The 21670-nt window shown below is 73.0% G+C and carries 19 protein-coding genes, 1 tRNA gene and 2 pseudogenes; 8 read left to right on the top strand and 14 right to left on the bottom strand.

Annotated features, from left to right (window positions below; all coding sequences use genetic code 11):
* Positions 1-96: 96 nt before the first annotated feature.
* Both ACGFI2_RS24095 and ACGFI2_RS24090 read left to right on the top strand, forming a co-directional pair.
* Positions 97-234 (top strand): annotated as a pseudogene (locus ACGFI2_RS24095) (GntR family transcriptional regulator); the annotation flags it as partial.
* A gap of 278 nt (positions 235-512) precedes the next feature.
* Positions 513-683, top strand: a pseudogene (locus ACGFI2_RS24090) (transposase); the annotation flags it as partial.
* A gap of 1363 nt (positions 684-2046) precedes the next feature.
* Here the strand turns inward: ACGFI2_RS24090 and ACGFI2_RS24085 are convergent.
* Positions 2047-2130 (bottom strand) — tRNA-Tyr (locus ACGFI2_RS24085).
* Between the two features lie 147 nt (positions 2131-2277).
* Here ACGFI2_RS24085 and ACGFI2_RS24080 point away from each other — a divergent pair.
* Positions 2278-2772, top strand: coding sequence for a YajQ family cyclic di-GMP-binding protein (locus tag ACGFI2_RS24080; protein ID WP_091066126.1), 495 nt, complete (start codon positions 2278-2280; stop codon positions 2770-2772).
* An 86-nt stretch (positions 2773-2858) separates the two neighbouring features.
* Here ACGFI2_RS24080 and ACGFI2_RS24075 read toward each other — a convergent pair whose 3' ends face one another.
* A complete protein-coding gene (locus ACGFI2_RS24075) occupies positions 2859-4118 on the bottom strand; it encodes an MFS transporter (RefSeq protein ID WP_393520893.1) in 1260 nt (419 codons plus the stop codon).
* A gap of 199 nt (positions 4119-4317) precedes the next feature.
* On the opposite strand from ACGFI2_RS24075, the gene ACGFI2_RS24070 reads away from it, so the two are divergent.
* Together ACGFI2_RS24070 and ACGFI2_RS24065 are read left to right on the top strand one after the other, a co-directional pair.
* Positions 4318-5358 (top strand): hypothetical protein, encoded by a 1041-nt coding sequence (locus ACGFI2_RS24070; protein ID WP_393520891.1) that lies wholly within the window; start codon positions 4318-4320, stop codon positions 5356-5358.
* A gap of 526 nt (positions 5359-5884) precedes the next feature.
* Positions 5885-7069: an MFS transporter gene (locus tag ACGFI2_RS24065; RefSeq protein WP_393520889.1), complete on the top strand. Its 1185-nt coding sequence runs from the start codon at positions 5885-5887 to the stop codon at positions 7067-7069.
* A gap of 51 nt (positions 7070-7120) precedes the next feature.
* Here ACGFI2_RS24065 and htpX read toward each other — a convergent pair whose 3' ends face one another.
* From htpX to ACGFI2_RS24030, 7 genes are all read right to left on the bottom strand, one after another.
* Positions 7121-7999 carry a zinc metalloprotease HtpX gene (htpX, locus tag ACGFI2_RS24060; protein ID WP_393520887.1) on the bottom strand — a complete coding sequence of 293 codons (879 nt, stop codon included), beginning with the start codon at positions 7997-7999 and terminating at the stop codon, positions 7121-7123.
* Between the two features lie 154 nt (positions 8000-8153).
* Complete coding sequence (locus ACGFI2_RS24055) at positions 8154-9620, bottom strand: NADH-quinone oxidoreductase subunit N (RefSeq protein ID WP_393520885.1); 1467 nt, start codon at positions 9618-9620, stop codon at positions 8154-8156.
* Positions 9617-11122, bottom strand: coding sequence for a NuoM family protein (locus ACGFI2_RS24050; RefSeq protein ID WP_393520883.1), 1506 nt, complete (start codon positions 11120-11122; stop codon positions 9617-9619). The genes ACGFI2_RS24055 and ACGFI2_RS24050 overlap by 4 nt, the downstream gene beginning before the upstream one ends.
* Complete coding sequence (locus ACGFI2_RS24045; RefSeq protein WP_393520881.1) at positions 11119-13044, bottom strand: NADH-quinone oxidoreductase subunit L; 1926 nt, start codon at positions 13042-13044, stop codon at positions 11119-11121. The genes ACGFI2_RS24050 and ACGFI2_RS24045 overlap by 4 nt, the downstream gene beginning before the upstream one ends.
* On the bottom strand, positions 13041-13415 hold the full coding sequence (gene nuoK, locus ACGFI2_RS24040; RefSeq protein ID WP_393520879.1) for an NADH-quinone oxidoreductase subunit NuoK: 375 nt from the start codon (positions 13413-13415) through the stop codon (positions 13041-13043). Before nuoK ends, ACGFI2_RS24045 begins: the two co-directional genes overlap by 4 nt.
* The gene (locus tag ACGFI2_RS24035; protein ID WP_393520877.1) at positions 13412-13972 is read right to left on the bottom strand and encodes an NADH-quinone oxidoreductase subunit J; all 561 of its coding nucleotides are present in this window, start codon (positions 13970-13972) and stop codon (positions 13412-13414) included. Before ACGFI2_RS24035 ends, nuoK begins: the two co-directional genes overlap by 4 nt.
* The gene (locus ACGFI2_RS24030; protein ID WP_393520875.1) at positions 13969-14559 is read right to left on the bottom strand and encodes a NuoI/complex I 23 kDa subunit family protein; all 591 of its coding nucleotides are present in this window, start codon (positions 14557-14559) and stop codon (positions 13969-13971) included. The genes ACGFI2_RS24035 and ACGFI2_RS24030 overlap by 4 nt, the downstream gene beginning before the upstream one ends.
* 104 nt (positions 14560-14663) lie before the next feature.
* Between ACGFI2_RS24030 and ACGFI2_RS24025 the strand changes: the two genes are divergently transcribed.
* Entirely contained in the window at positions 14664-15236 is a 573-nt protein-coding gene (locus ACGFI2_RS24025) for a Uma2 family endonuclease (protein ID WP_393520873.1), read from the top strand.
* On the opposite strand, the gene ACGFI2_RS24020 is transcribed toward ACGFI2_RS24025, so the two are convergent.
* A complete protein-coding gene (locus ACGFI2_RS24020; protein WP_393520871.1) occupies positions 15217-15639 on the bottom strand; it encodes an ester cyclase in 423 nt (140 codons plus the stop codon). The genes ACGFI2_RS24025 and ACGFI2_RS24020 overlap by 20 nt on opposite strands.
* A 106-nt stretch (positions 15640-15745) precedes the next feature.
* On the opposite strand from ACGFI2_RS24020, the gene ACGFI2_RS24015 reads away from it, so the two are divergent.
* Positions 15746-16792 carry a glutathione S-transferase family protein gene (locus ACGFI2_RS24015; protein WP_393520869.1) on the top strand — a complete coding sequence of 349 codons (1047 nt, stop codon included), beginning with the start codon at positions 15746-15748 and terminating at the stop codon, positions 16790-16792.
* Positions 16793-16850: 58 nt separating this feature from the next.
* On the opposite strand, the gene ACGFI2_RS24010 is transcribed toward ACGFI2_RS24015, so the two are convergent.
* Together ACGFI2_RS24010 and ACGFI2_RS24005 are read right to left on the bottom strand one after the other, a co-directional pair.
* Positions 16851-17813 carry an NADH-quinone oxidoreductase subunit H gene (locus ACGFI2_RS24010; protein WP_393520867.1) on the bottom strand — a complete coding sequence of 321 codons (963 nt, stop codon included), beginning with the start codon at positions 17811-17813 and terminating at the stop codon, positions 16851-16853.
* Positions 17813-18532, bottom strand: a complete 720-nt coding sequence (locus ACGFI2_RS24005; RefSeq protein WP_393520865.1) for an NADH-quinone oxidoreductase subunit C — start codon at positions 18530-18532, stop codon at positions 17813-17815. Before ACGFI2_RS24005 ends, ACGFI2_RS24010 begins: the two co-directional genes overlap by 1 nt.
* Before the next feature lie 103 nt (positions 18533-18635).
* On the opposite strand from ACGFI2_RS24005, the gene ACGFI2_RS24000 reads away from it, so the two are divergent.
* On the top strand, positions 18636-19682 hold the full coding sequence (locus ACGFI2_RS24000) for a glucose 1-dehydrogenase (RefSeq protein ID WP_393520863.1): 1047 nt from the start codon (positions 18636-18638) through the stop codon (positions 19680-19682).
* A gap of 13 nt (positions 19683-19695) precedes the next feature.
* On the opposite strand, the gene ACGFI2_RS23995 is transcribed toward ACGFI2_RS24000, so the two are convergent.
* Together ACGFI2_RS23995 and ACGFI2_RS23990 are read right to left on the bottom strand one after the other, a co-directional pair.
* Positions 19696-21012, bottom strand: a complete 1317-nt coding sequence (locus ACGFI2_RS23995) for a DUF2252 domain-containing protein (protein ID WP_393520861.1) — start codon at positions 21010-21012, stop codon at positions 19696-19698.
* Between the two features lie 36 nt (positions 21013-21048).
* Entirely contained in the window at positions 21049-21609 is a 561-nt protein-coding gene (locus tag ACGFI2_RS23990) for an NADH-quinone oxidoreductase subunit B (RefSeq protein WP_393520859.1), read from the bottom strand.
* Between the last annotated feature and the right edge of the window lie 61 nt (positions 21610-21670).

Below are 21670 nucleotides of genomic sequence, written 5' to 3'. Positions count from 1 at the left end.
GCTCATCGGGGTACTTCTTCGGTGGTGCCACGGATGACTCCCTTCAGCTCCATCAGAGCATGATCGAAAGCCTCCGAGCTACCGGGGGAACCTCACTCGTTCGCCGCGCTCTGCGAGAGCTACGGCGTCAGCAACACCGTCATTCGGGCGGCCATGCTGCTGCTCAAGGCCGAAGGGCTGATCGACGGCCGACAGGGCAAAGGCGTATACATCACCAAGCCACCGCCCCGCTAAAGGCCATACAGATTCCACAAGGCGCCAAGCGCCAGCGTATTCGCAAGTGCGAACGGGCTAGTGCTAAGTGAGTGTTTGAGAAGTGGGTGGTCGGGCGGCGTGTCGTGTTGTCAGTGGGGGAAGGCCCTCGGTAGGTCCGGTGGTGTCGAGCCAACCGTCTCCATCCCGAGGGCCTTCTGATGACGTTGTACCCGATCACTGTCACGCCGTCCGCGTCGCCCCGCCGTTATCCGCCGCAGCGGGTGCGCAGGGAGCGGGAACGGGCGGTGCGGCGGCGGTATCCCGGTGAGCTGACTGATGCGCAGTGGGCGTTGATCGCGCCGCTGGTCACGCCGGCGTCGGCCGGTCGGCGGGGACGGCCGCCGGCGCATCCGATCCGTGCGATCGTTACGGCGATCTTGTATGTGACCTGTACCGGTTGTCCGTGGCGGGCGCTGCCGCGGGAGTTCGGGTCACGCTTTCGACGCCGACTGGTCGGTTGGTAGGCCGCGTCATCACCAGGGAAGGGCTCCCGTCCTGGACTGCACCGCGGCGAGTCCTGTAGCCCGTCTCTCTAGAGAGGTAGGGCACTGCGCCTCTAGACACTGGACACAGCGGGGTGTCTAGTCCCACCACATGCTTGACCAATCCGTCCCAGCACATGCACGACAGCGAGCCTTGGTTGCTCAGTCGTTCTGGTTGCAGTCGGTGGCACCCGAACGCCTGCGGGCGAACTCGCCTGTCGATGTGCCGAAGATCGTCATGCTCTCTGACGAAGCTCGTAAGCGCGGACTACTCGGATCGTGGGATCGGCGCTCTCGGGCGTCCGTAGCCGATCGGTCAGAAGAAAGTCGGGCAAGCTGAACCCGGCCGCGTGCTCGTGCTCGGTCAGCACGAACGTTCCGCCGTGCCTCTCGGGCTGCCACCCGTGCTTCAGGGCGTAGCTGATGACGGCTCGTACGTGGTCCGGCGTCGGATAGGCGTCGTCGGTGGCGCATGCCCCCGATGGCGCGGGCCAAGCGACCGAGAGCAGATCTGCCTGGAGTGCCTGGCTCGTCTTCCCAGCGCCCCACACCCGCAGCCGAATGCACCGGTGGCAATCACCGCTGCCCAGCACGTGCCGGATTTCTGCGCGCCACACAAAAGTCCGTGCACCGATTCGTATCTGCCGCAGTCGCGTCCGCACGTGGATCACCTCACGGTCGATCTTCCCCGCTTCTCCGTGGCCCGCCAAGGTGTTTCATTACGGCACCTGGCGCCGATCGAGTCGCCTGGCGTGCACGCTCATGCCCGATGCGCGTCCCTATCGCGGACCGTGAGGGCCTCCGCCCGCCTTTTGACGATCGTGTCGGGCATCAGGTGGGACGCGAGCGTCAAGCATGTCCCGTGACAGGACAACTGGACACAGCGGGTCACTGCCGATTCGTTCTGTTCTGGATCAAGGCGCCGCGCTCCGCGCGTCGCGGGGCGGTAACCCGGCCGGCGGCACGATCACGGCCAGGCGGTACGGAAGCCGAACCGGTCGGCCTGGTCGACGGTCAGGGCTACCGGCTGCCGCGCCAGTCCAACCCCGGGACTGGCTTGCCCCCGGCCCCTCGCACACAGCCGGCGCGGACCCTCAGCCGATCGCTACATGCGCGGCCCCGTCAGACCAGGCCTCAGCCATCAACCCCAGCGTCCGCAGCCACAGAGAAGCCCTCAGCGGGCAAGATCGACCTGCCCCACCATCTGCCCACAACCAGTCGTAGACGGCTGGACCCAGCCGGACTCCCCCGGACGAACGAGAACGGCCCCCGATCAGCATCTCTGCTGGTCAGGGGCCGCATCTGCACCTGGTGGCGGGTAGAGGATTCGAACCTCTGAAGCTTTCGCGACGGATTTACAGTCCGCTCCCATTGGCCGCTCGGGCAACCCGCCAGGGCACCCCACCGCGTCGCAACGCGGCGGCGGAAGCAAGGATAGCGGTTGACCCCGGCCCCTCCGCAACGGGGTACCGTCAGGAGGTCCCACGCTGGTCAGTGCGGGACGGATCAGGACACACCGCCGGACAGCAGGAGCATGAGCATGGCAGCGAACCCGTCCTTCGACATCGTGAGCAAGGTCGACCGTCAGGAGGTCGACAACGCCCTCCGCCAAGCGGAGAAGGAGCTCTCGCAGCGGTTCGACTTCCGCGGCACCGGCGCCGAGATCTCGTGGTCGGGTGAGGAGGGGATCAGCCTCCAGGCGGAGACCGAGGAGCGGGTGCGCGCCGCCCTCGACGTCTTCAAGGAGAAGCTGGTCAAGCGCAACATCTCGCTGAAGTCGCTGGACGCGGGCGACCCGAAGGCGTCCGGCAAGATCTTCAAGATCGACGCCAAGGTGATCCAGGGCATCGACACCGACAAGGCGAAGGCGATCAGCAAGAAGATCCGCGACGAGGGCCCGAAGGGCGTCCAGGCGCAGATCCAGGGCGACCAGCTCCGCGTCACGGGCAAGAAGAAGGACGACCTCCAGGCCGTCATCGCGCTGCTCAAGGGCGAGGACTTCGGCGTCGCGCTCCAGTTCAACAACTACCGCTAGTTGATCGACTCCACTTCGGCGAGGTGGCGGAAACGACGACGCCGGGATACCGCCACCTCGGCGAGCTGGTGTTGATCAAAACCGGGTCAGGCGGCGAGGGACTGCTCGGCGCGGACCGCGGCGGCCTCGGCGCGGGCGATCGGGCCGCCGGGCAGCGCGGCGACCACGGCGCCGACGCCGACCGCCGCGCCGGCGAAGAGGAACGCCCACGGCACGCCGCCGGCGTGGTCGACGATCAGCCCGGCCACCGCGCCGCCGACGGCGCTGGCCGCCACTGACATGGTGACCACCCAGTTGTACGCCTCGTTCAGCATGCCGGCCGGGGCGACCCGCCCGACCAGCGTGTTCTCCAGCGTCAGGGCGGGCGCGATGGCGGCGCCGCCGAGCACCAGGGCGATGCCGAGCGCGACCGGGCCGGGCATCACCGCGAAGACGGCGAAGCTGGCCGCGACCGCGCCGAGCAGCCAGGCGAACTGGCGGGTCATGTTGGCGGCGGGTCGGCGTACGCCGAAGGAGAAGCCGCCGACGGCGCTGCCGATGCCCCAGACGGCGAGCAGCACGCCGGCCAGGCTCTCCGGGTCGCCGGCGCCGGTGTTCCCGGCGAAGGCCGGGACGGTCACGCCGGAGGCGCCGAACGCGATGCCGAGGCTGGCGACGCAGAGCAGCAGCGCGGGGAAGCCGCCGAGCCGCAGCGGGCCGAGGCCCCGGGCGTGGTGCTCGCGCGGGTGCGGACGCCAGCCGCGCATCACCCGGCCGAGGGCGACCGAGCCGGTGCCGACGAAAGTGACCACGGCGGCGCCGACCAGCGCGGCGGACGCGTCGGCGGCCAGCACGAAGCCGGCCACCAGCAGCGGGCCGAGCACGAAGACGACCTCGAACAGCGACGTCTCGGCGGCGAGCGCGGTGTTGCGCAGGTGGCTCCGCCCGGTGGCCGGTGCGGTCAGGTCGTTCCAGGCGCCCCGGATGGCGGCGGTCAGCGGCGGGTAGGTGGCGCCGGCGACGCCCGCCGCCAGGTAGATCAGCGTGAGGTTGGCGACCTCGGCGCGGCTCGCGCCGAGCAGCCCGATCAGGGCCAGCGGGTGGGCCAGCGCGGTGGCCAGCAGCACCGGGGTGGGGCCGACCCGGTCGGCGATCCGGCCGGCGACCGGGCTGAGCGCGGCGCCGGAGAGCGCGTAGATGCCGCCGGCCACGGCGGCGAGCGAGTAGCGCCCGGTGACCTGTTCGACCACGAGCAGCAGCGCCAGCGGGGTCATGCCGATCCCCAGCCGGCCGACGATGCCGAGGATCAGCAGCATCGGCGCGCCGGGGATCCGCCAGACGCCCAGGTACTGGCGCAGTGCGGCCACGGTCGACCTCCCGGATGTAATGAGTCAGAAGCCCTCCGACCCTAACGCCGTACCGGGCCGGACGAAACGGTCGGCTGCCTCACAGCGGCCCGACCGTGCGCCTTTCCCGGGAATCCGTCCCGCGCCGGCATGCGGCGTCGGAGAGTCAGGACGGGACGTCCGGGTCGAGGAGGAGCGGTCGGGCCACCCGAGGGGCAGGTTGCTCGGACTCGTCGCGCTCGCCGCGGCCGTCCCGGTGCTGCAGAACGTGCTGTTCCTCATGCTCGACTTCCACAGCGCCGAGGGCCTCTCGCCGCAGGGCTCGGCCGTCTGGCCGTACGACTCGTACAACGACATGCGGTGGCTGCTCGTCTACCACAACTCCTGGCAGGCGTTCGCGGTCGGACTGGTGGTCGCCATCGGGCTGCGCGGGCTCCTCAGCGCGGCGCTGGTGAGCCTCGCCTGGCCGGCCGAGTCGACCCGGCCGGCCGGCCGGCGGATCCTGCTGCGCAACCTGGGGATCGCGGCGATGACCGTGGTGATCGTCTCGCCGTTCGCCGCGCTCGCCGTCGCCGCCGGGGTGGTGTCGCTCTCCTGGTTCGTGTTCGCCGCCGTGGGGCCGATGCTGCTGCTCGCGCCGTTCCTGCAACGGGCCGCGATCGGCGCGGGCTGGTGGCGTGGCCTGCCGTCGGCGGCGCTGGTCGGCTGGTCGCTGCTCGACTTCGTGGTGATCCGCTGGGCCCGGGTGCCGGTGGCCCCGTTCGTCGTGGCGCTCGCCCTGGCCATCCCGCTGACCGCCCAGGTGGTGACGTCGAACCCGTCGTACCAGGTGGACGTGTTCCGGCCGCTGCTGCTCGAGCGGCGGCTACCCCCCTCGGTGCGGTACGCGGTGATCGTGCTCGGCCCGCACAACTCGCGCTACGACGGGCGGCCCGCCGTCGACCCGGCGGTGGAGACGTTCTCCTACGTCGGCCGGGACGCCGCCGGTCGCCCGCTGCCGTACGAGTCCCGGGACACGCACCGCTCGCTCGACTCCAGCTCGGCCCTGCTCGCCCAGCAGGTGGACGCGCTGCACGCCCGGACCGGGCGGCCGGTGGCGCTGCTCGGCGAGAGCGAGGGGGCGATGACTACTACCCGCCGGAGGACGCGACGGCGGGCTGGGGGGTCGCCCCCGGCTGGCAGTTGCGCGGGATCTTCGCGCTGGCGGCCCGCCTCAGCGGCGGCTCCGACAGCCCGGACGAGCCGTTCATCCGCTCGCTGATGAAGAACGCGCCGTTCTACCGGTTCCAGACCATGTGCCCGGTCCCCGGCATCCGGATGATCGCCTTCCTGCCCACGGTCAGCGCGACCGAACTCCCGCCCGGCCCGTACACCCAGATCCCGGTCTACGAGGTTTCCGCCCTGCACGGAGGGCTGCTGGGGCAGCAGGAAATCAGCGACCGGGCGATCGACTTCCTGTCCGGCAAGACCCCCAGTCGCGGCGGCGCGAGTACGGCACGTTCCAGCTGCTCGGTGCGGCCTGGCAGGTCCCGTCGCTGGCGGTCACCATCAACCCGGTCTGGCGGGGCCACGTGTCGCCGGGACCGCCGTTCTCCCGGAAGCGCCTCTGCGAGAAGTAGGGCCCGTACCGGGGCTGCCTCACTGGCGGCCAGGGGGTAGGTTGCTCATCGAACTGAGTCCATGCCAACGGCGGCGGGGTCGGCCGCCGGCGTGATCGGAGGTCGGATGAGCGGCAGGGCCGTCGCGCCGCTGCGGGTCGGGGTCGAGGAAGTGGACCCGTCGCACCGATGACCGACACCGCGACGCCCTCCCCCGGCTACCGCGCGCTCTTCCGGCATCCGGTCGCGGCCCGGCTGCTCCTCGCCCGGGGCGTCTCCGAGTTGGGCGACTTCGTCGGGCTGGCCGCGCTGCTGCTGCTCGCCTACGACCAGACCCGTTCGGTGCTCGGGCCGGCCGCCGTCTACGCCGCCCGGATGCTGCCCGCGCTGCTGGTCGCGACCGTGTTCAGCGGCTGGCTGGACGTGCCGTCCCGACGCACCATGCTGGTCGCGCTCTCGCTGGCCGGCGCGGCGCTCATCGCCGTACCGGTCGCGGTTCCCCGGCCGCTGCCGGCGATCCTGGCGGCCGGCCTGCTCGGCGCGGTCCGGGCCGCCTACTCGAGCGTGCACGTGGCGGTCGCCGCCGAGGCGGTGGCGGTCCCGCTGCGACTGCCGCTGTTCGGGCTCTCCGCCTTCGCCAACCAGAGCGGACAGGTCGTCGGCCTGCTCGCCGGCGCGAGCCTGACGGTGGCGCTCGGCCCCCGGTTGGCGCTCGTGATCGACCTGGTCACGTTCCTGATCGCGGCGGTGATCCTGGCCGGCCTGCCGGTCGGCCCGCAGGAGGGGCGGCGCCGGCGACCGCCCGCCACGGCCGGCATCCGGATCATCGCCGGCCATCCGGTGCTGCGCGGGGTCGCCCTGCTCACCCTGGCCACCGTGCTGTCCGGCGCGCTGCCGGAGACGCTCGCCCCGGACCTGGCCGGCGGTGGCTGGCGGCCGGTGCTGCTGGCCGCCTCGTCGTTCGGCGGCGCCGTGTTCGTGCTCGTGGTCGGTCATCGCGGCTGGCTGGCCCGGGTGGCCGGCCAGGTGGTGGCCGTCCGGGCGCTCGGCGCGGCGCTGCTGCTGGCCGCCCTGCTGGTGGCGCTCGACGCGCCGGTCTGGGCCATCGCCCTGGCGAACGCGCTGATCGGCGCCGGCGGCGGATGGCTGATCGGCGCGCAGGCGACGTTCGCGCGGCTGGCGCCCCGGGAGCGGATGGGCCAGGTGGAGGCCACCATGATCGCCTCCAACATCATGTTCTCCGGGGTCGGGATCTTCCTCCTCGGCGGCACCGCCGCGCTGTTCGGCCCGGCCGCGGCCTACCTGGCGGCCGGGCTGGTGCTGCTCGCCGTGGTGCTGACCACCCGGCCGGACCGGCTGACCGAGCCGGCCTGAACACGCCTCCGCCCGCGTCCGGCGGGACGCGGGCGGAGGAGGACGGACGGGTCAGCGCTGGAACTGCACCGGCCCGGAGTTGCGGGCCATCTGCTCCAGCCGGGCCACCCGCTGCTCCATCGGCGGGTGGGTGGCGAACATCGCGGCGATGCCGCCGCCCCGCTTGAACGGGTTGTCGATCATCAGGTGGGCGGTGCTGGCGAGCTGGCCCTGCGGCGCCAGCGGGCGGGCCTGCGTACCCATGTGGATCTTCTTCAGGGCGCTGGCCAGGGCGAGCGGGTCGCGGCTCAGCTCTGCGCCGGACGCGTCGGCCTGGTACTCCCGGCTGCGGCTGATCGCCAACTGGATCACGGTGGCCGCGATCGGGCCGAGGATCAGGGTGAGCAGCAGCACCGCCGGGTTCGGGCCGTCCTCGTCGTCGGAGGAGCCCAGCGGGATGAACCAGGCCAGGTTGGCCAGCATGGTGATGATGCCGGCCAGGCCGGCCGCCACGCTGGAGATCAGGATGTCCCGGTTGTAGACGTGGGACAGCTCGTGTCCAATCACGCCACGCAGCTCCCGGTAGTCGAGGACCTCCACGATCCCCTGGGTGACGCAGACCGCCGCGTGCTCCGGGTTACGCCCGGTGGCGAACGCGTTCGGCTGCGACGTCGGGCTCACGTAGAGCCGGGGCATCGGCTTGCCGGCCTGCGTGGACAGCTCCCGCACCATCCGGTAGAGCTCGGGGAACTGTGCCTCGCTGACCGGTTGCGCCTTCATCGAGCGCAGCGCGAGCTTGTCGGAGAAGAAGTAGGTGACGCCGTTCATCAGCAACGAGACGACCACGGCGATGACGAGACCGCCGCTACCGCCGAACCAGTAGCCGACCGCCAGGATCAGCGAGGTCAACAGGCCGAGCAGCGCTGCGGTCTTGAGACGGTTGTGATGCACGATCGATCGCTCCTTCGGTGCGCGGGCCCACGCGGGTGTCCCGCTGACCGGTTCAACACACCGGTACCCGTCAACCATCCGGCTCATGGCTGAAAGTTGGCTGGGGATTCCTGTGCGCCCGCTGAGCCAGCCGCCCAACCGGGCACGAACCGGGTCAGCGCGCCGCGACGTCGAGCACGAGCTGCGGTGCGAAACCGATCACCACGGCCGCCACGGTGGCCACGCCGAGCGCCACCGCCACGCTGCGGGCCGGGCGGATCATGGCGGCGCCGTCGGGCGCCGCGTAGAGCGTCGCGGCCATTCGCAGGTAGTAGGCCAGGCCGAGCACCGCGTTCAACGCCACCACCAGGGCCAGCCAGCCGGCGTGCCCGGCCAGCAGCGACCGGACCACGGTCACCTTGGCGAACAGCCCGGCCAGCCCCGGCGGCAGGCCGGCCAGGCCGATCAACGCCAGTGCGAACGCGCCGCCCACCCACGGGTGCCGCCGCGCCGCGCCGCGCAGGTCGGCCAGCGTGCCGCCGTCGCCGTCCGCCGGCCGCAACGCCACCACCGCCGCGAACGCGGCCAGCTCCAGCAGCACGAAGAAGACGGTGTACGCGACGGCCGCCGCGTACGCGCCGCCGCGGGCGTCGGCGGTGCGCCCCGCCGCCAGCGCCAACGCGCCGAGCGGGGCCAGGATGTAACCCGCCTGGGCCACCGACGACCAGGCCAGCAACCGGACGGTACGCCGCTGGCGCAGCGCCACCAGGTTGCCCACGGTCATGGTCAGCGCCGCGAGCAGGGCCAGCACCGGACCGGTCACGCCGGCCGGCAGCGCCCGCTGCACCACCGCCAGCAACGCCACCACCCCGCCCAGCTTCGAGGCGGTCGACAGGTAGGCGGCCACCGGCAGCGGCGCGCCGTCGTAGGTGGCCGGTGCCCAGGCGTGGAACGGCACGGCGGCGACCTTGAACGCCAGCCCGGCCACCACCAGCGCCACCGCGACCGTGGTGAGCGGCAGCTCACGCAGGTCACCCCGGGCGGCCAGGGTGCCGCCCAACCGGTCCAGGTGCAGGCTGCCGGTGACCGCGTACAGCAGCGCCGCGCCTAGCAGCGTCACCGTGCTGGCGACCACGCTGACCACGAAGAACGTCACCGCCGCCTCGGCCCCGGCCAGGCTGGCCCGACGCAGCCCGACCAGCACGTAGAGCGGCAGCGTCAACGTCTCCAACGCCACCAGCAGGGTGATCAGGTCACCTGCCGCGCCGAGCACCACACCGCCGGTCATCGCGCAGGCGAGCAGGAAGCAGTATTCGCCGGCCGGGGTGCGCCCGGCCCGCAGCAGCGGACCGGAGATCGCCAGCACGCCGAGCGTCAGCAGCGCGATCACCACCCCGACCAGGGCGGCCCGGCCGTTCCACAGCCACGAACAGTCCGCGCCGACGCAGAACGTGCGCCGGGCGCCCGCCGCGCCGACCAGCGCCGCGCCCAGCGCGGTGCCGGCCGCGCCGAGCGCCGCCACGGCCACGGTCACCGCTCGGCAGGCCACCAGCAGGTCGACCAGGAGCACCAGCACGGCCGTGCCGGCGGCCAGGTATCCCGGGAGCAGCGCCACGTTGTCGACGCTCTGCACCAGACTCATGGCACGACCCCCAGCAGGGCCTCCACCGGGCCGGAGGCGTAGGACAGGACCAGCGCCGGCGCCAGGCCGACCGCGAGCGCGAGCACCACAAGCGGCGCCCAGGCGGTCAGCTCCGCCCCGGCCAGCCCCGGCCCGAGCGGCGCCACCGCCGCGCTGGGCCGGCCGTGGCTGACCCGGCGCAGCAACCGCAGCAGGTACGCGGCGGTCAGCGCCCCGCCCAGCGCCGCCAGCACGGCCAGCGTCAACCACAGCGGGCCGCCCCGCCGCACGGCGGCCACCACCGCGAACGCCTCACCCCAGAAACCGGCCAGGCCGGGCAGCCCCAGCGAGGCGACCGCCGCGAAACCGAGCAGCCCGGCCAGCCGGGGCGCGGTCTCCCGCAGGCCGGACAGCTCCGCCAGCGAGCCGGTGTGCGTCCGGTCCTTGATCGCCCCGGCCAGGAAGAACAGCAGCCCGGTGATCACCCCGTGGGCGATGTTGCCGATCAGCGCCGCCTGGAGACCGGTGGCGGTGAGCGTGGCCACCCCGAGCAGCACGAACCCCATGTGCCCCACGCTGGAGTAGGCGATCAACCGCTTCAGCTCGTCCTGCGCCAGGCAGACCAGGCCACCGATCAGGATCGCCGCGACGGCGAGCGCGCCGAGCACCGGCGACGCCCAGCGGGCCCCCTCCGGCGCCACCCCCACGGCCACCCGGATCAGCCCGTACGTGCCCATCTTGAGCAGCACCCCGGCGAGGATCACGCTGCCCACGGTGGGCGCCTGGGTGTGCGCGTCGGGCAGCCACGAGTGCAGCGGCCAGAGCGGGCTCTTCACCGCGAACGCGAGCGCCAGCAGCGTGAACGCGGCGAGCTGGGTGCTCCGGGACAGGCCCGCGCCGCCGGTCAGCGTGACCAGGTCGGCGGTGCCCGCGGCGGCCACCACCAGGTAGACGCCGACCAGCAGCAGCACCGAGCCGAACAGCGTGTAGAGCGCGAACTTGCGGGCCGCCCGCCGCCGGTCGTCGCCGCCCCAGCCGGCGATGATCGCGTACATCGGCAGCAGGACGACCTCGAAGAAGAGGAAGAACAGCACCAGGTCGAGCGCCAGGAACGTGCCGAGGATGCCCACCTCGACCACCAGCAGCAACGCCACCAGCGCCCGGCCGCTGCCGCCACCGGCCGGCACCCGCCACAGCGTGTAGCCGCAGCACAGCAGCGTCAGCAGCGCGGTCAGCACCACCAGCGGCCAGGAGATGCCGTCCACCCCGAGGTGGAAACGCAGGTCGAGACCGGGCACCCAGGGCCTGTCGAGCCGGTGCCACGGCTGCACCGCCGGCCGTGGACCGTACCCGAACCAGCCGTGCTCGCCGCCGACCAGCGGCAGCGTCGCCAGCAGCGTCAGCGCGGCGGCGGCGGTGCCGACCAGCCGGCCGGCCCGGTCACCCGGGACGAGGGCCGTCGCGACCGCGCCCAACGCCGGGACCGCGACCACCGCGACCAACAGGACCTGCCCGAACGTCATGAGGTGACTCCGATCAGGGCGACCGCCAGGCCGATCAGCAACGCGCCGGCCAGCACCCCGGCCGCCGCGCGCGGCAGCGCCGCCCGGTGCAGCGCGGCCAGCCCGCCGCCCAGCTCCACCGCCGCCCGGCCGGTGCCCTCGACCAGGCCGTCCACCCCCAGCTCGTCGCCGGCCCGCACGGCCCGCGCCAGCGCGCCGGTCGGGCGTACGACGAGAGCGTGCTGGACGTCGTCGAGCCGGAACGCCCGGGCGAACACCGGCCGCAGCGGACCCAGGAAGCGGGCCGGGTCGGCGGCCGGATCCCGACGCCAGCCGGCCCAGGCCACGCCCGCGCCGGCCAGCAGCAGCAGGAACGGCAGGATCAGGTTCGGCGCGAGGTGGACCAGCTCCACCGCCTCGCCGGAGGCGTCGCCCGGCACCCGCAGGCGGTCGGCGAACCAGGGCGCGAACGCGGCCAGCCCGAGCAGCGCGGCCGGGACCGCGAGCAGCAGCACCGGCCAGCGCAGCGACGCGGGCGGGTCGTGCGGGCGGACCAGCGGCGAGCGGGCGGCGCCGAAGAACGTGCGCAGCAGCAGGCGGGTCGCGTACCAGGCGGTGACCGCGACGCCGAGCAGCCCGGCCAGCCAGACCAGCCAGCCCACCCAGGTCGCGGTCGGGCCGGCGCCGTCCAGCGCGGCGGCCTCGGCGGCGGCGAGCACGCCGTCCTTGCTCCAGAAGCCGGCGAGCGGCGGCACCCCGGCCAGCGCGCCGAGCCCGACCACCATGCACCAGAACGTCACCGGCATGCCGGCGCGCAGGCCGCCCATCCGGGACATCAGCGTGGTGCCCACCGCGTGGATCACCGCGCCGGCGGCGAGGAACAGCAGCGCCTTGAACGCGGCGTGGGTGAGCAGGTGGAACAGCGCGGCGGCGGGCGCGCCGACCGCGAGCGCGCCGGTCATGTAGCCGATCTGGGAGACCGTCGACCAGGCCAGCACCCGCTTGATGTCGTCCTGCGCGGTGGCGGCGAACGCGCCGAGCAGGATGGTGATCGAGGCCAGCACGCCGAGCACCGCGAGCGCGGCCGGGGCCCGGTCGAAGAGCGGGAACAGCCGGGCCACCGCGTAGACCCCGGCGGCCACCATGGTCGCGGCGTGGATCAGCGCGGAGACCGGCGTGGGGCCGGCCATCGCGTCCGGCAGCCAGGTGTGCAGCGGGAACTGGGCGCTCTTGCCCGCCACGCCGGCCAGCAGCAGCAGGCAGGCGGCGGTCAGCGTGCCGGTGGACCAGTCGTGGGCCAGCACGTCGGCGATCCGGAAGCTGCCCGCGCCCACGCCGAGCAGCGCGATGCCGAGCAGGAAGCCGACGTCACCCACGCGGGTAACCAGGAACGCCTTCACCGCGGCGCCGGGCGCCGCCGGCAGCCGCCGGTCGTGGGCGATGAGCAGGTACGAGCAGATGCCCATCACCTCCCAGCCGATCAGCAGCATGATCAGGTCGCCGGACACCACCACGGTCAGCATGGCCGCGGTGAAGAGGCTGAGCTGTGCCGCGTACGGCGGGTAGCGGTGGTCGACGTCGACGTCGTCGTGCGGGCCGCGACGCAGGTAGCCGGTCGAGTAGACCTGCACGGCCAGCGCCACCACGGCGACCGCGGTGGCGACCAGCACGGCCACGCCGTCCAGCCGCAGGCCCAGCGTGACCCGCAGCCCGCCCAGCTCGACCCAGGTGGTGGCCGCCTCGACCGGGGCGTCGACGCGGAACAGCAAGACCAGCGCGGCCAGCAGCGCCACCGCCGCGCCGGCCACGCCCAGCGCGACCGCCAGCCGCCGGGCCGGCGCCCGGTCCTCGTGCGACGCGGGCGGCAACAGCAGCCCGAGCAGGCCGGCCACCAGCGGCGCGCCCGGCAGCACCGCCGCGAGCCACAGCGTCGGCGCGCTCATCGGGCCGCGCCTTCCGGGGCAGCCGACGCCGGCTCGCCGCCCCCGCCCACCCGCTCGGCCGGCGGCCGTTCGGTGAGCGGGACGTCGTCGACCGTGACGCTGGCCCGCAGCCGGTAGAGCTGGAGCACGATGGCCAGCCCGACGCCGATCTCGGCGGCGGCCAGCACGATCACGAACAGCGCGAACACCTGGCCGGAGTGCGGCAGCGCGGCCCGAACCGTGGTGTCCGCGGTGACCAGCACCAGGTTGACCGCGTTGAGCATCAGCTCCACGGCCATCAGCACCAGCACCGCGTTGCGGCGACGCAGCACGCCGTAGACGCCGAGGCCGAACAGCAGCGCGGCGGTGACGTACGGGATGACCGGCCTCACCGGCGCCCGCCCTCGTCGGCGGCCACCGCGGCCGGTTCGACGGCGTCGGCGGGCGGGGCCGGGCGGCCGATGTCCGGGCGGGAGAGCACGATCGCGCCGACGAGCGCGGCGAGCAGCAACACCGAGAGCACCTCGAACGGCAGCACCCAGGCGCGGAACACCTGCTCGCCGAGGCGCTCGGCGGTGCCTGCGGCGGGCAGCTCCACCCGGGACCAGCGGAACGCGTCGACCAGCAGCACGGCCAGGCCGAGGCCGCTGCCGGCGCCGACCAGCGCGGCCGGCCAGCCGGGCCGGTCGAGGTCGTCGGAAGGGCCGATCGGAGCCCGGGTCAGCATCACCGCGAACAGCAGCAGCACCACCACCGCGCCCACGTAGATCAACACCTGCACCCAGGCCACCAGCTCGGCGGTGAGCACCAGGTAGTCGCCGGCCAGCGCGCCCAGGCAGACCACCAGCCACAGGCCGGCCCGGACCAGATGGCGGGTGGCCACCACCAGCGCGCCCGCGCCCACCGCCACCGCGCCGAGCGCGAGCAGCAGCACGTCCGCACCGGTCATGAGGCCGCGCCTCCGCCCGGCTCCTCGGCGGCGTCGGAGCGTACCCGGGTCGGGGCCGGACGGGCGGCGGGCGCCGCGGCCTTGCGGGCGGCGGTGGTCTCCTCCTTGGCGGGGTCGCCGAGCGGGTCGTGCGCCGGCGGCGGCGGTACGGTGCCCATCCACTCGCCCAGGTGGTCCTTGTCGTGCAGCAGGTTCTTGATGTCGTACTCGGCGTACTCGAACTCGGGCGACCAGTAGAGCGCGTCGAACGGGCAGACCTCGATGCAGATGCCGCAGTACATGCAGAGTGAGAAGTCGATGTCGAACTTGTCGAGCACGTTGCGCTGGCGGGGGCGGGCGGCGCCGGGCACCGCCACCTCCTCCTTGTGCGAGTCGATGTAGATGCACCAGTCCGGGCACTCGCGGGCGCACAGCATGCAGACCGTGCAGTTCTCCTCCAGCAGCGCGATCACGCCACGGGAGCGGGGCGGCAGCTCGGGCGCGACGTCCGGGTACTGCTGGGTGGTCGAGCGGCGGGTCATCGTCTTCAACGTGACCGCCAGGCCCTTCACCAGCCCGCCGCCGGGCACTCCACCGTGCTCGCTCATGCCGCCCATCCTGCCCTGTGCCCCCGGCGTGCGCGACCACCACCCGACTCTTGGCGGCGGTATCGTGAGCGCGGGGAGAACGACACACCGGGAAGGGCCTACCGATGACCGCCGCGTTGGAGAGCGACCACCCGCAGGAGCGCGAGTGGACGACCGACGATCTGGACGCGCTGCCGGAGGACGGTCGCCGCCGCGAACTGCTCGATGGAGTGCTGCTCATGTCCCCCTCCCCCACCCGGATGCACCAGAGCATCGCTGCCCTGCTCATGGTCGCTCTCGACGAAGACTGCCCGGACGGGTACGACGTGACCCAGGCGGTCGGGGTGCGGATCAACCGCACCCGCTACTTCATTCCGGACGTGCTGGTCACCACCGCGGCCGCCGCCGCACGTGAGCCGTCCCGGTACGAGCCGCACGAGGTGGTGCTCGCCGTGGAGATCGTCTCGCCCAGCACACGGTCCATCGACCGCGTCCTCAAGCCGGCGCTCTACGCGCAGGCCGGGATCCCGTTCTACTGGCGGATCGAGATCGAGGACGGCTTGGTCGTCCACACCTACAAGATCGATCCGGTGCACGAGATCTATGCGGAGACCGGCCGGTGGACCAAGTTCGTCGACACCGGCGAGCCGTTCCCGGTGAACCTGCCGATCAGCCGGATCACGCCCCGCCGGGTGTGAGCGGCGGCAGCATCTGCACGCCGAGCTGCTGGAGCACCTGGAACAGCTCGTTGACGCTCCACACGTCCACGATCCGCCCGGCGTCGTCGAAGCGCAGGAACGACGCCCCGGAATAGCTCACCACCCGGCCGGTCGGCGGCACCGGGCCGAACTGCCCGGCCTGGGTGCCGGCGGCCCGCCAGCGCACCGCCACCCGCGCGTCGCCGGCCACCACCTCGACGACCTTGTAGCGCAGGTCGGGGAACGACGCCCGCCGGTCCCGGTGCCCGGCCAGCACCGCCGCCGGCCCGGCGCCGCCCAGCCCGGGGCACTCCGGGGCCACCAGCTCGTACGCGCTCTCCTCGCGGCCGGCGTTCCACACGTCGGCGATGAAGCGTCGGGCCGCCGCCTCCAGATCGGTCACGGCCGGCAGCCTATGCGGTCCGCCGCGCCACCCTCTACGCCGCTCGACCTGCCGCGACCGGCCGGAGCGACCATGATGGGAGCAGAACTCGACTCGGGAGGTGGGCGTGGGCGGCAGCGACGACGAGATCCTCGACCGGACCGGCGGCAAGTACGTGGAGCCGGGTGGCGAGTTCACCCGGGACCAGCGCTACATCGCGACCCGGATCACCGCGGACGAGCGGGACGGCTGGCCGGTGGAGCCGGGCCGCTACCGGCTGGCGGTCAGCCGGGCCTGCCCCTGGGCGAACCGGTTGATCATCGTCCGGCGGCTGCTCGGGCTGGAGGGCGCCATCTCGCAGGCGGTGGCCGGCCCCACCCACGACAAGCGGAGCTGGACGTTCGACCTGGACCCGGGCGGCAAGGACCCGGTGCTGGGCATCGAGCGGCTCGCCGACGCCTACTTCGCCCGCTTCCCCGGCTACGACCGGGGCATCACCGTGCCGGCGCTGGTGGACGTGCCGACCGGGCAGGTGGTCACCAACGACTACGCGCGGATGAGCCTGGACCTGTCGACCGAGTGGACCGCGCACCACCGGCCGGGCGCGCCGGAGCTCTACCCGGAGCGTCTGCGCGGCGAGATCGACGAGGTCAACGCGGTGGTCTTCGCCGACGTCAACAACGGTGTCTACCGGTGCGGCTTCGCCGGCAGCCAGGAGGCGTACGAGCGGGCGTACCACCGGCTCTTCGACCGGCTGGACTGGCTGAGCGAGCGGCTGGCCGGGCAGCGTTACCTGGTCGGCGACACGATCACCGAGGCGGACGTGCGGCTGTTCACCACGCTTGTCCGCTTCGACCCGGTCTACCACGGGCACTTCAAGTGCAACCGGCAGAAGCTGAGCGAGATGCCGGTGCTCTGGGCGTACGCCCGGGACCTGTTCCAGACGCCGGGCTTCGGCGACACGATCGACTTCGACCACATCAAGCGGCACTACTACGAGGTGCACCGCGACATCAACCCGACCGGCATCGTGCCGCTCGGGCCCGACCTGTCGAACTGGCTCACCCCCCACGACCGGGAGACCCTGGGCGGTCGCCCCTTCGGCGACGGCACCCCACCCCCCCCCCCCGCTCCCGAGGAGCGGGTCGACCCCGCCCACACGCCGCTGCGCTGAGACGAGGTGTTGAGCCGGGCCCCCTCCTCTACCGGAAACGTCAAGAGGGGGCCCCGCCTTACAGGGCGAGGCGGACGGCGACGGTGAGGACGAGCTGGGCCAGGGCCAGGGGGACCAGGACCAGCCAGCAGAGGCGCTGGAGCTGGTCCTCGCGCAGCCGGGGGTAGCTCACCCGCAGCCAGATGATCACGAACGCCACGGCGAACACCTTCAGCAGCGTCCACAGCCAGCCGAGCTGGGCGTCGGCGAACGGGCCCTGCCAACCACCGAGGAAGAGCACCGTGGTCAGCGCCGCGATCACCACGATGCCGACGTACTCGGCGAGCAGGAAGAACGCGAAGCGCAGGCCGGTGTATTCGGTCATGTAGCCGAAGACCAGCTCGGAGTCGGCGATCGGCATGTCGAACGGCGGACGGCGGATCTCGGCCAGCCCGGCCACGAAGAAGATCACCATGGCCGGCGCCTGCCAGAGCAGCCACCAGGGTCGCCACGCCTCGACGATGCCACTCAGGCTGAGCGTGCCCGCCGCCATCGCCACCGAGGCCGCGGCCAGCACCAGCGGCAGCTCGTACCCGAGCAGCTGGGCCGCGCCGCGCAGCCCGCCGAGCAGGCTGTACTTGTTGGCCGAGGACCAGGCCGACATGAGTACCGCCAGCACGCCGATGCCCACCACGGCGAGCACGAAGAACAGGCCGATGTCGAGCGGCTGGGCGACCAGGTCACCCGGCCCGAGCGGGATGACCAGCAGCACGAGGAGATAGGGCACCAGCGCCACCGCCGGCGCCAGCCGGAACACCTGTCGGTCCGCGTCGCGCGGGGTGACGTCCTCCTTCTGCACGAACTTGACCCCGTCGGCCACGAGCTGCGCCCAGCCGTGGAAGCCGCCCGCGTACATCGGGCCCAGCCGGCCCTGCATGTGGGCCATCACCTTGTGCTCGGCCTGGCCCACGATCAGCGGCAGGGTGAGGAACGCGACAAGCACGCCGGCCACCCGCAGGACCAGCTCCAACCAGTCCGGCATCAGCCCTCCCCCGCCTCGGCGCCGGGCCCCGGCTCGGGCTGGGCCGGGCGCTCGCGGGCCGGGCGGGCCGGACGCTCGCCGGCCGGGCGGGCCGGCGTACCGCCGCGTGGGCCCTCGCCCGCCCCGGCCGCGCCGGCCGGCGTGGGCGTCGTCCCCCACTGCCCCGGCGCGGGCACCCCCGGCGGCCGGATCGGCCGGCGACCGCCGCCCGCCTCCGACTCGCCCGGCTCCTTCGCGCCCGGCCAGGGCTTGGCCACCCGGGAGGCCAGCACGAACTCCTTGCGCAGCGGATGGCCCTCGAACTCCGGCGGCAGCAGCAGCGGCCGCAGCCCGCCGTGGCCGGCGAAGTCGACGCCGAACATCTCGTGGGTCTCCCGTTCGTGCCACGCCGCGCCCGGGAAGACGTCGACCACGGACGCCACGACCGGCGTGTCCCGGGGAATCCGGGTACGCAGCAGCAGCCCGTGCCGGTGCCGGACGGACCAGAGGTGCGCCACCACGTCGAAGCCGTCGGCCAGCTCGTCCACCGCCGACAGCCAGTCGAGGAAGTCGCAACCCAGCTCGGCGTCGTCGCGCGCCGCACGCACCGCGTCCGCCCAGCTCGCCGGGGGTACGTCGACGGTGGCGCGGGCGTACCCCTGACCGCCGGAGACCGACGCGGTGGCCTCGACGGGCGCGAGCAGCTCGACCACCCGCCGGCCGACCTCTTCCGGAGTCATGCGCTGATCCTATGGCCGACGGCTCCGGGCCGGGTCGGGCCGTCCGGGCCCGGATCATCGCTTTGCCGGGCGGGTGGGCGGCCGGCGGGGAAAGATGAGGGTCGTGCGCGCTGTGACTGTGACCCCCGGTGCCCCGGACTCGCTACGGCTCACCGAGGGCTGGCCCGAGCCGGCGCCCGAGGAGGGCGCGATCCTGGTGGAGGCGCTGGCGGTGGGCGTCTGCGGCACCGACCAGGAGATCATCGCCGGGGAGTACGGCGAGGCGCCGCCGGGCCAGGAGCGGCTGGTGCTCGGCCACGAGTCGCTGGGCCGGGTGCTGGAGGACCCGACCGGCACGTTGCACCCCGGCGACCTGGTGGCCGGCGTGGTCCGCCGTCCCGATCCGGTGCCCTGCGCGAACTGCGCGGTGGACGAGTGGGACATGTGCCGCAACGGGCGGTACACCGAGCACGGCATCAAGGGGCTGAACGGCTTCGCCCGGGACCGCTGGCGGCTGCAACCCAAGTTCGCCGTCGGCCTGGACCCGGCGCTCGCGTCGGTGGGCATGTTGCTGGAGCCGGCCAGCGTGGTGGCGAAGGCGTGGGACCACATCGAGCGGATCGGCCGCCGGGCCGAGTGGAAGCCGAAGACCGCGCTGATCACCGGGGCCGGGCCGATCGGCCTGCTGGCCGCACTGCTGGCCAGCCAGCGCGAGCTGTCCGTGCACGTGCTGGACCGCAACACCACCGGGCCGAAGCCGGACCTGGTCCGCGCGCTCGGCGCGACGTACCACACCTCGACCGTGGCCGAGCTGGACCTCCGACCGGACGTGGTGGTCGAGTGCACCGGCGCGCCGCCCGTGGTGCTGGACGCGATGTGCAAGGCCGCCCCGAACGGCATCGTCTGCCTCACCGGCGTGTCCAGCGGCGGCCGGACCATCAACTTCGACGCGGGCGCGCTGAACCGGGAGCTGGTGCTGGAGAACAACGTGGTGTTCGGCTCGGTCAACGCCGGCCGGGGGCACTGGGAGCTGGCCGGCGAGGCGCTCGCCCGGGCCGACCAGTCGTGGCTGAACGCGCTGATCACCCGCCGGGTGCCGGTCTCCGCCTACCGGGAGGCGTACGCGTCGACCGGCGACGACATCAAGGTGGTGCTGGACTTCCGGCAGTGAGCCGGGCGCCGGCTCAGATGCCGGGCAGCCGGCCGTTGCGGAACAGGTCCACGAAGAGCTGGTGGTCCTTCCGGGCCCGGATCCCGTACCGGTGGGCGAAGTCCACCAGGTAGCCGGTGAACCCGTCGGCGTCGGCGTCCACGGCCGCGACGATCGACTCCTCGGTCGAGTAGTCGACCAGGTCGTGACTTGACTCGTCGTCGGCCACCGAGTGCATCCGGGCCACCGCCCGGCCCAGGTCGGTGAGCACCCCGGCCAGTTCCTCGGGCTCGTTCACGTCGGCCCAGTCGAGGTCCGCCGCGTACGGGGAGACCTCGGCGACGAGCTGGCCGACGCCGTCCAGCTCGGTGAAGCCCAGCCACGGGTCGGCGTGCGCCTGCAACGCCCGCTGCGACTCGGCGGTGCGGTGCCCCTGGTGCCGGAAGTACGACCGGACCCCTTCGTCGTCGATGTGCCGCGCCACCGCCGGCACCTGGGCCTGCTTCATGTAGATGACGACGTCGTTCTCCAGCGCCTCGGTGTGCCCCTCCAGCAGGAGGTTGTACGACGGCAGCCCGGCCGAGCCGATGCCGACGCCCTTGCGCAGCACCACGTCCTTGATGCCGGCCGCCACCGGGCGGTGCCGGGTGGTCGACTCGGGCAGCGTGTCGAGGTAGCCGGCGAACGCGGCGCAGACCTGCTCACGGGTCGCCGCGTCGATCTCGTGCACGCCGTCGCCGAGCGAGAACCGGCGCTCGTAGTTGTCGACCGTGGTCTGGGCGGCGAGCAGGTCCACCCGGGTGCTCAGCCGCGCCTGCTGGAGCACCCGGCGCAGCACGCCGTCGGCGTTCTCCAACGTGATCGAGCCGATCGCGTCGTCCCCGCCGGCCGCGATGGCCCGCAGCTCGGCCAGGTAGGACCGGGCGAAGCCGGTCACCAGGTCGCCGATCACCCGGTCGGAGAGCGCCTTGGCGTAGCCGAGCAGGGCGACGCTGGCGGCGAAACGCTTCAGGTCCCAGGTGAACGGCCCGACGTACGCCTCGTCGAAGTCGTTGACGTTGAAGACGAGCCGGCCGGAGGCGTTCATGTAGGTGCCGAAGTTCTCGGCGTGCAGGTCACCGTGGATCCACACCCGGCTGGTCCGGCCGTCGAGATAGCGGTCGCTGGCGAAGTCGCCGCGCTGGTCGGCGTAGAAGAGCGAGGCGCTGCCCCGGTAGAACGCGAACGGTGAGGCGGCCATCTTGCGGAACTTCCGGCGGAACGCCGCCGGGTCGATCGCCATGGACGCGCCGAACTCCTCGGTCAGCACGTCGACGATGAAGGCGGAACGCTTCTCCGGGGAGTCGGTCATGGTCCGCAGGCTAGCGCCGCCCCGCCACCGGGGGGCTCAGTCGGCCGGCGGACGCACCGGAGGCGCGGTCAGCGCCTCCACCGGCCGGGGGACCACATCCGCCGGGGAGGCGAGCCGGTCCGGGCGGGACACGCCGCCGATGCCGGACTGCTCGGCGGCGATCTTCTCCTGGAGGCGGAGGATGCCGTGCAGCAGCGCCTCCGGGCGCGGTGGGCAGCCGGGCACGTAGACGTCGACCGGGATGAGCTGGTCGACGCCCTTGGTCACGGAGTAGGAGTCCCAGTAGGGACCGCCGCAGTTGGAGCAGGCGCCGAACGAGATCACGTACTTCGGTTCGGGCATCTGGTCGTAGAGCCGCTTGACCGCCGGGGCCATCTTGTCGGTGACCGTGCCGCTGACCACCATGAGGTCGGCCTGCCGGGGGCCGTGGGCGAACGGGATCACGCCGAGCCGCATGAAGTCGTGCCGGCCCATGCTGGTCGCGATGAACTCGATGGCGCAGCAGGCCAGGCCGAAGTTGAACACCCAGAGCGAGTAACGGCGGCCCCAGTTCAGCACGAACCGGATCGGCTCGCCGAGCACGGCCGGCAACTGCACCTCGGGCCTCCCTGCGCTGTCTCTGAACCGACAGTCAACCACAGCCCCCGACGGCGCAACC

The organism is Micromonospora sp. NPDC049282, assembly GCF_043197045.1.
Lineage (GTDB): Bacteria > Actinomycetota > Actinomycetes > Mycobacteriales > Micromonosporaceae > Micromonospora.
This window is presented reverse-complemented; position numbering and strand designations above follow the sequence as displayed.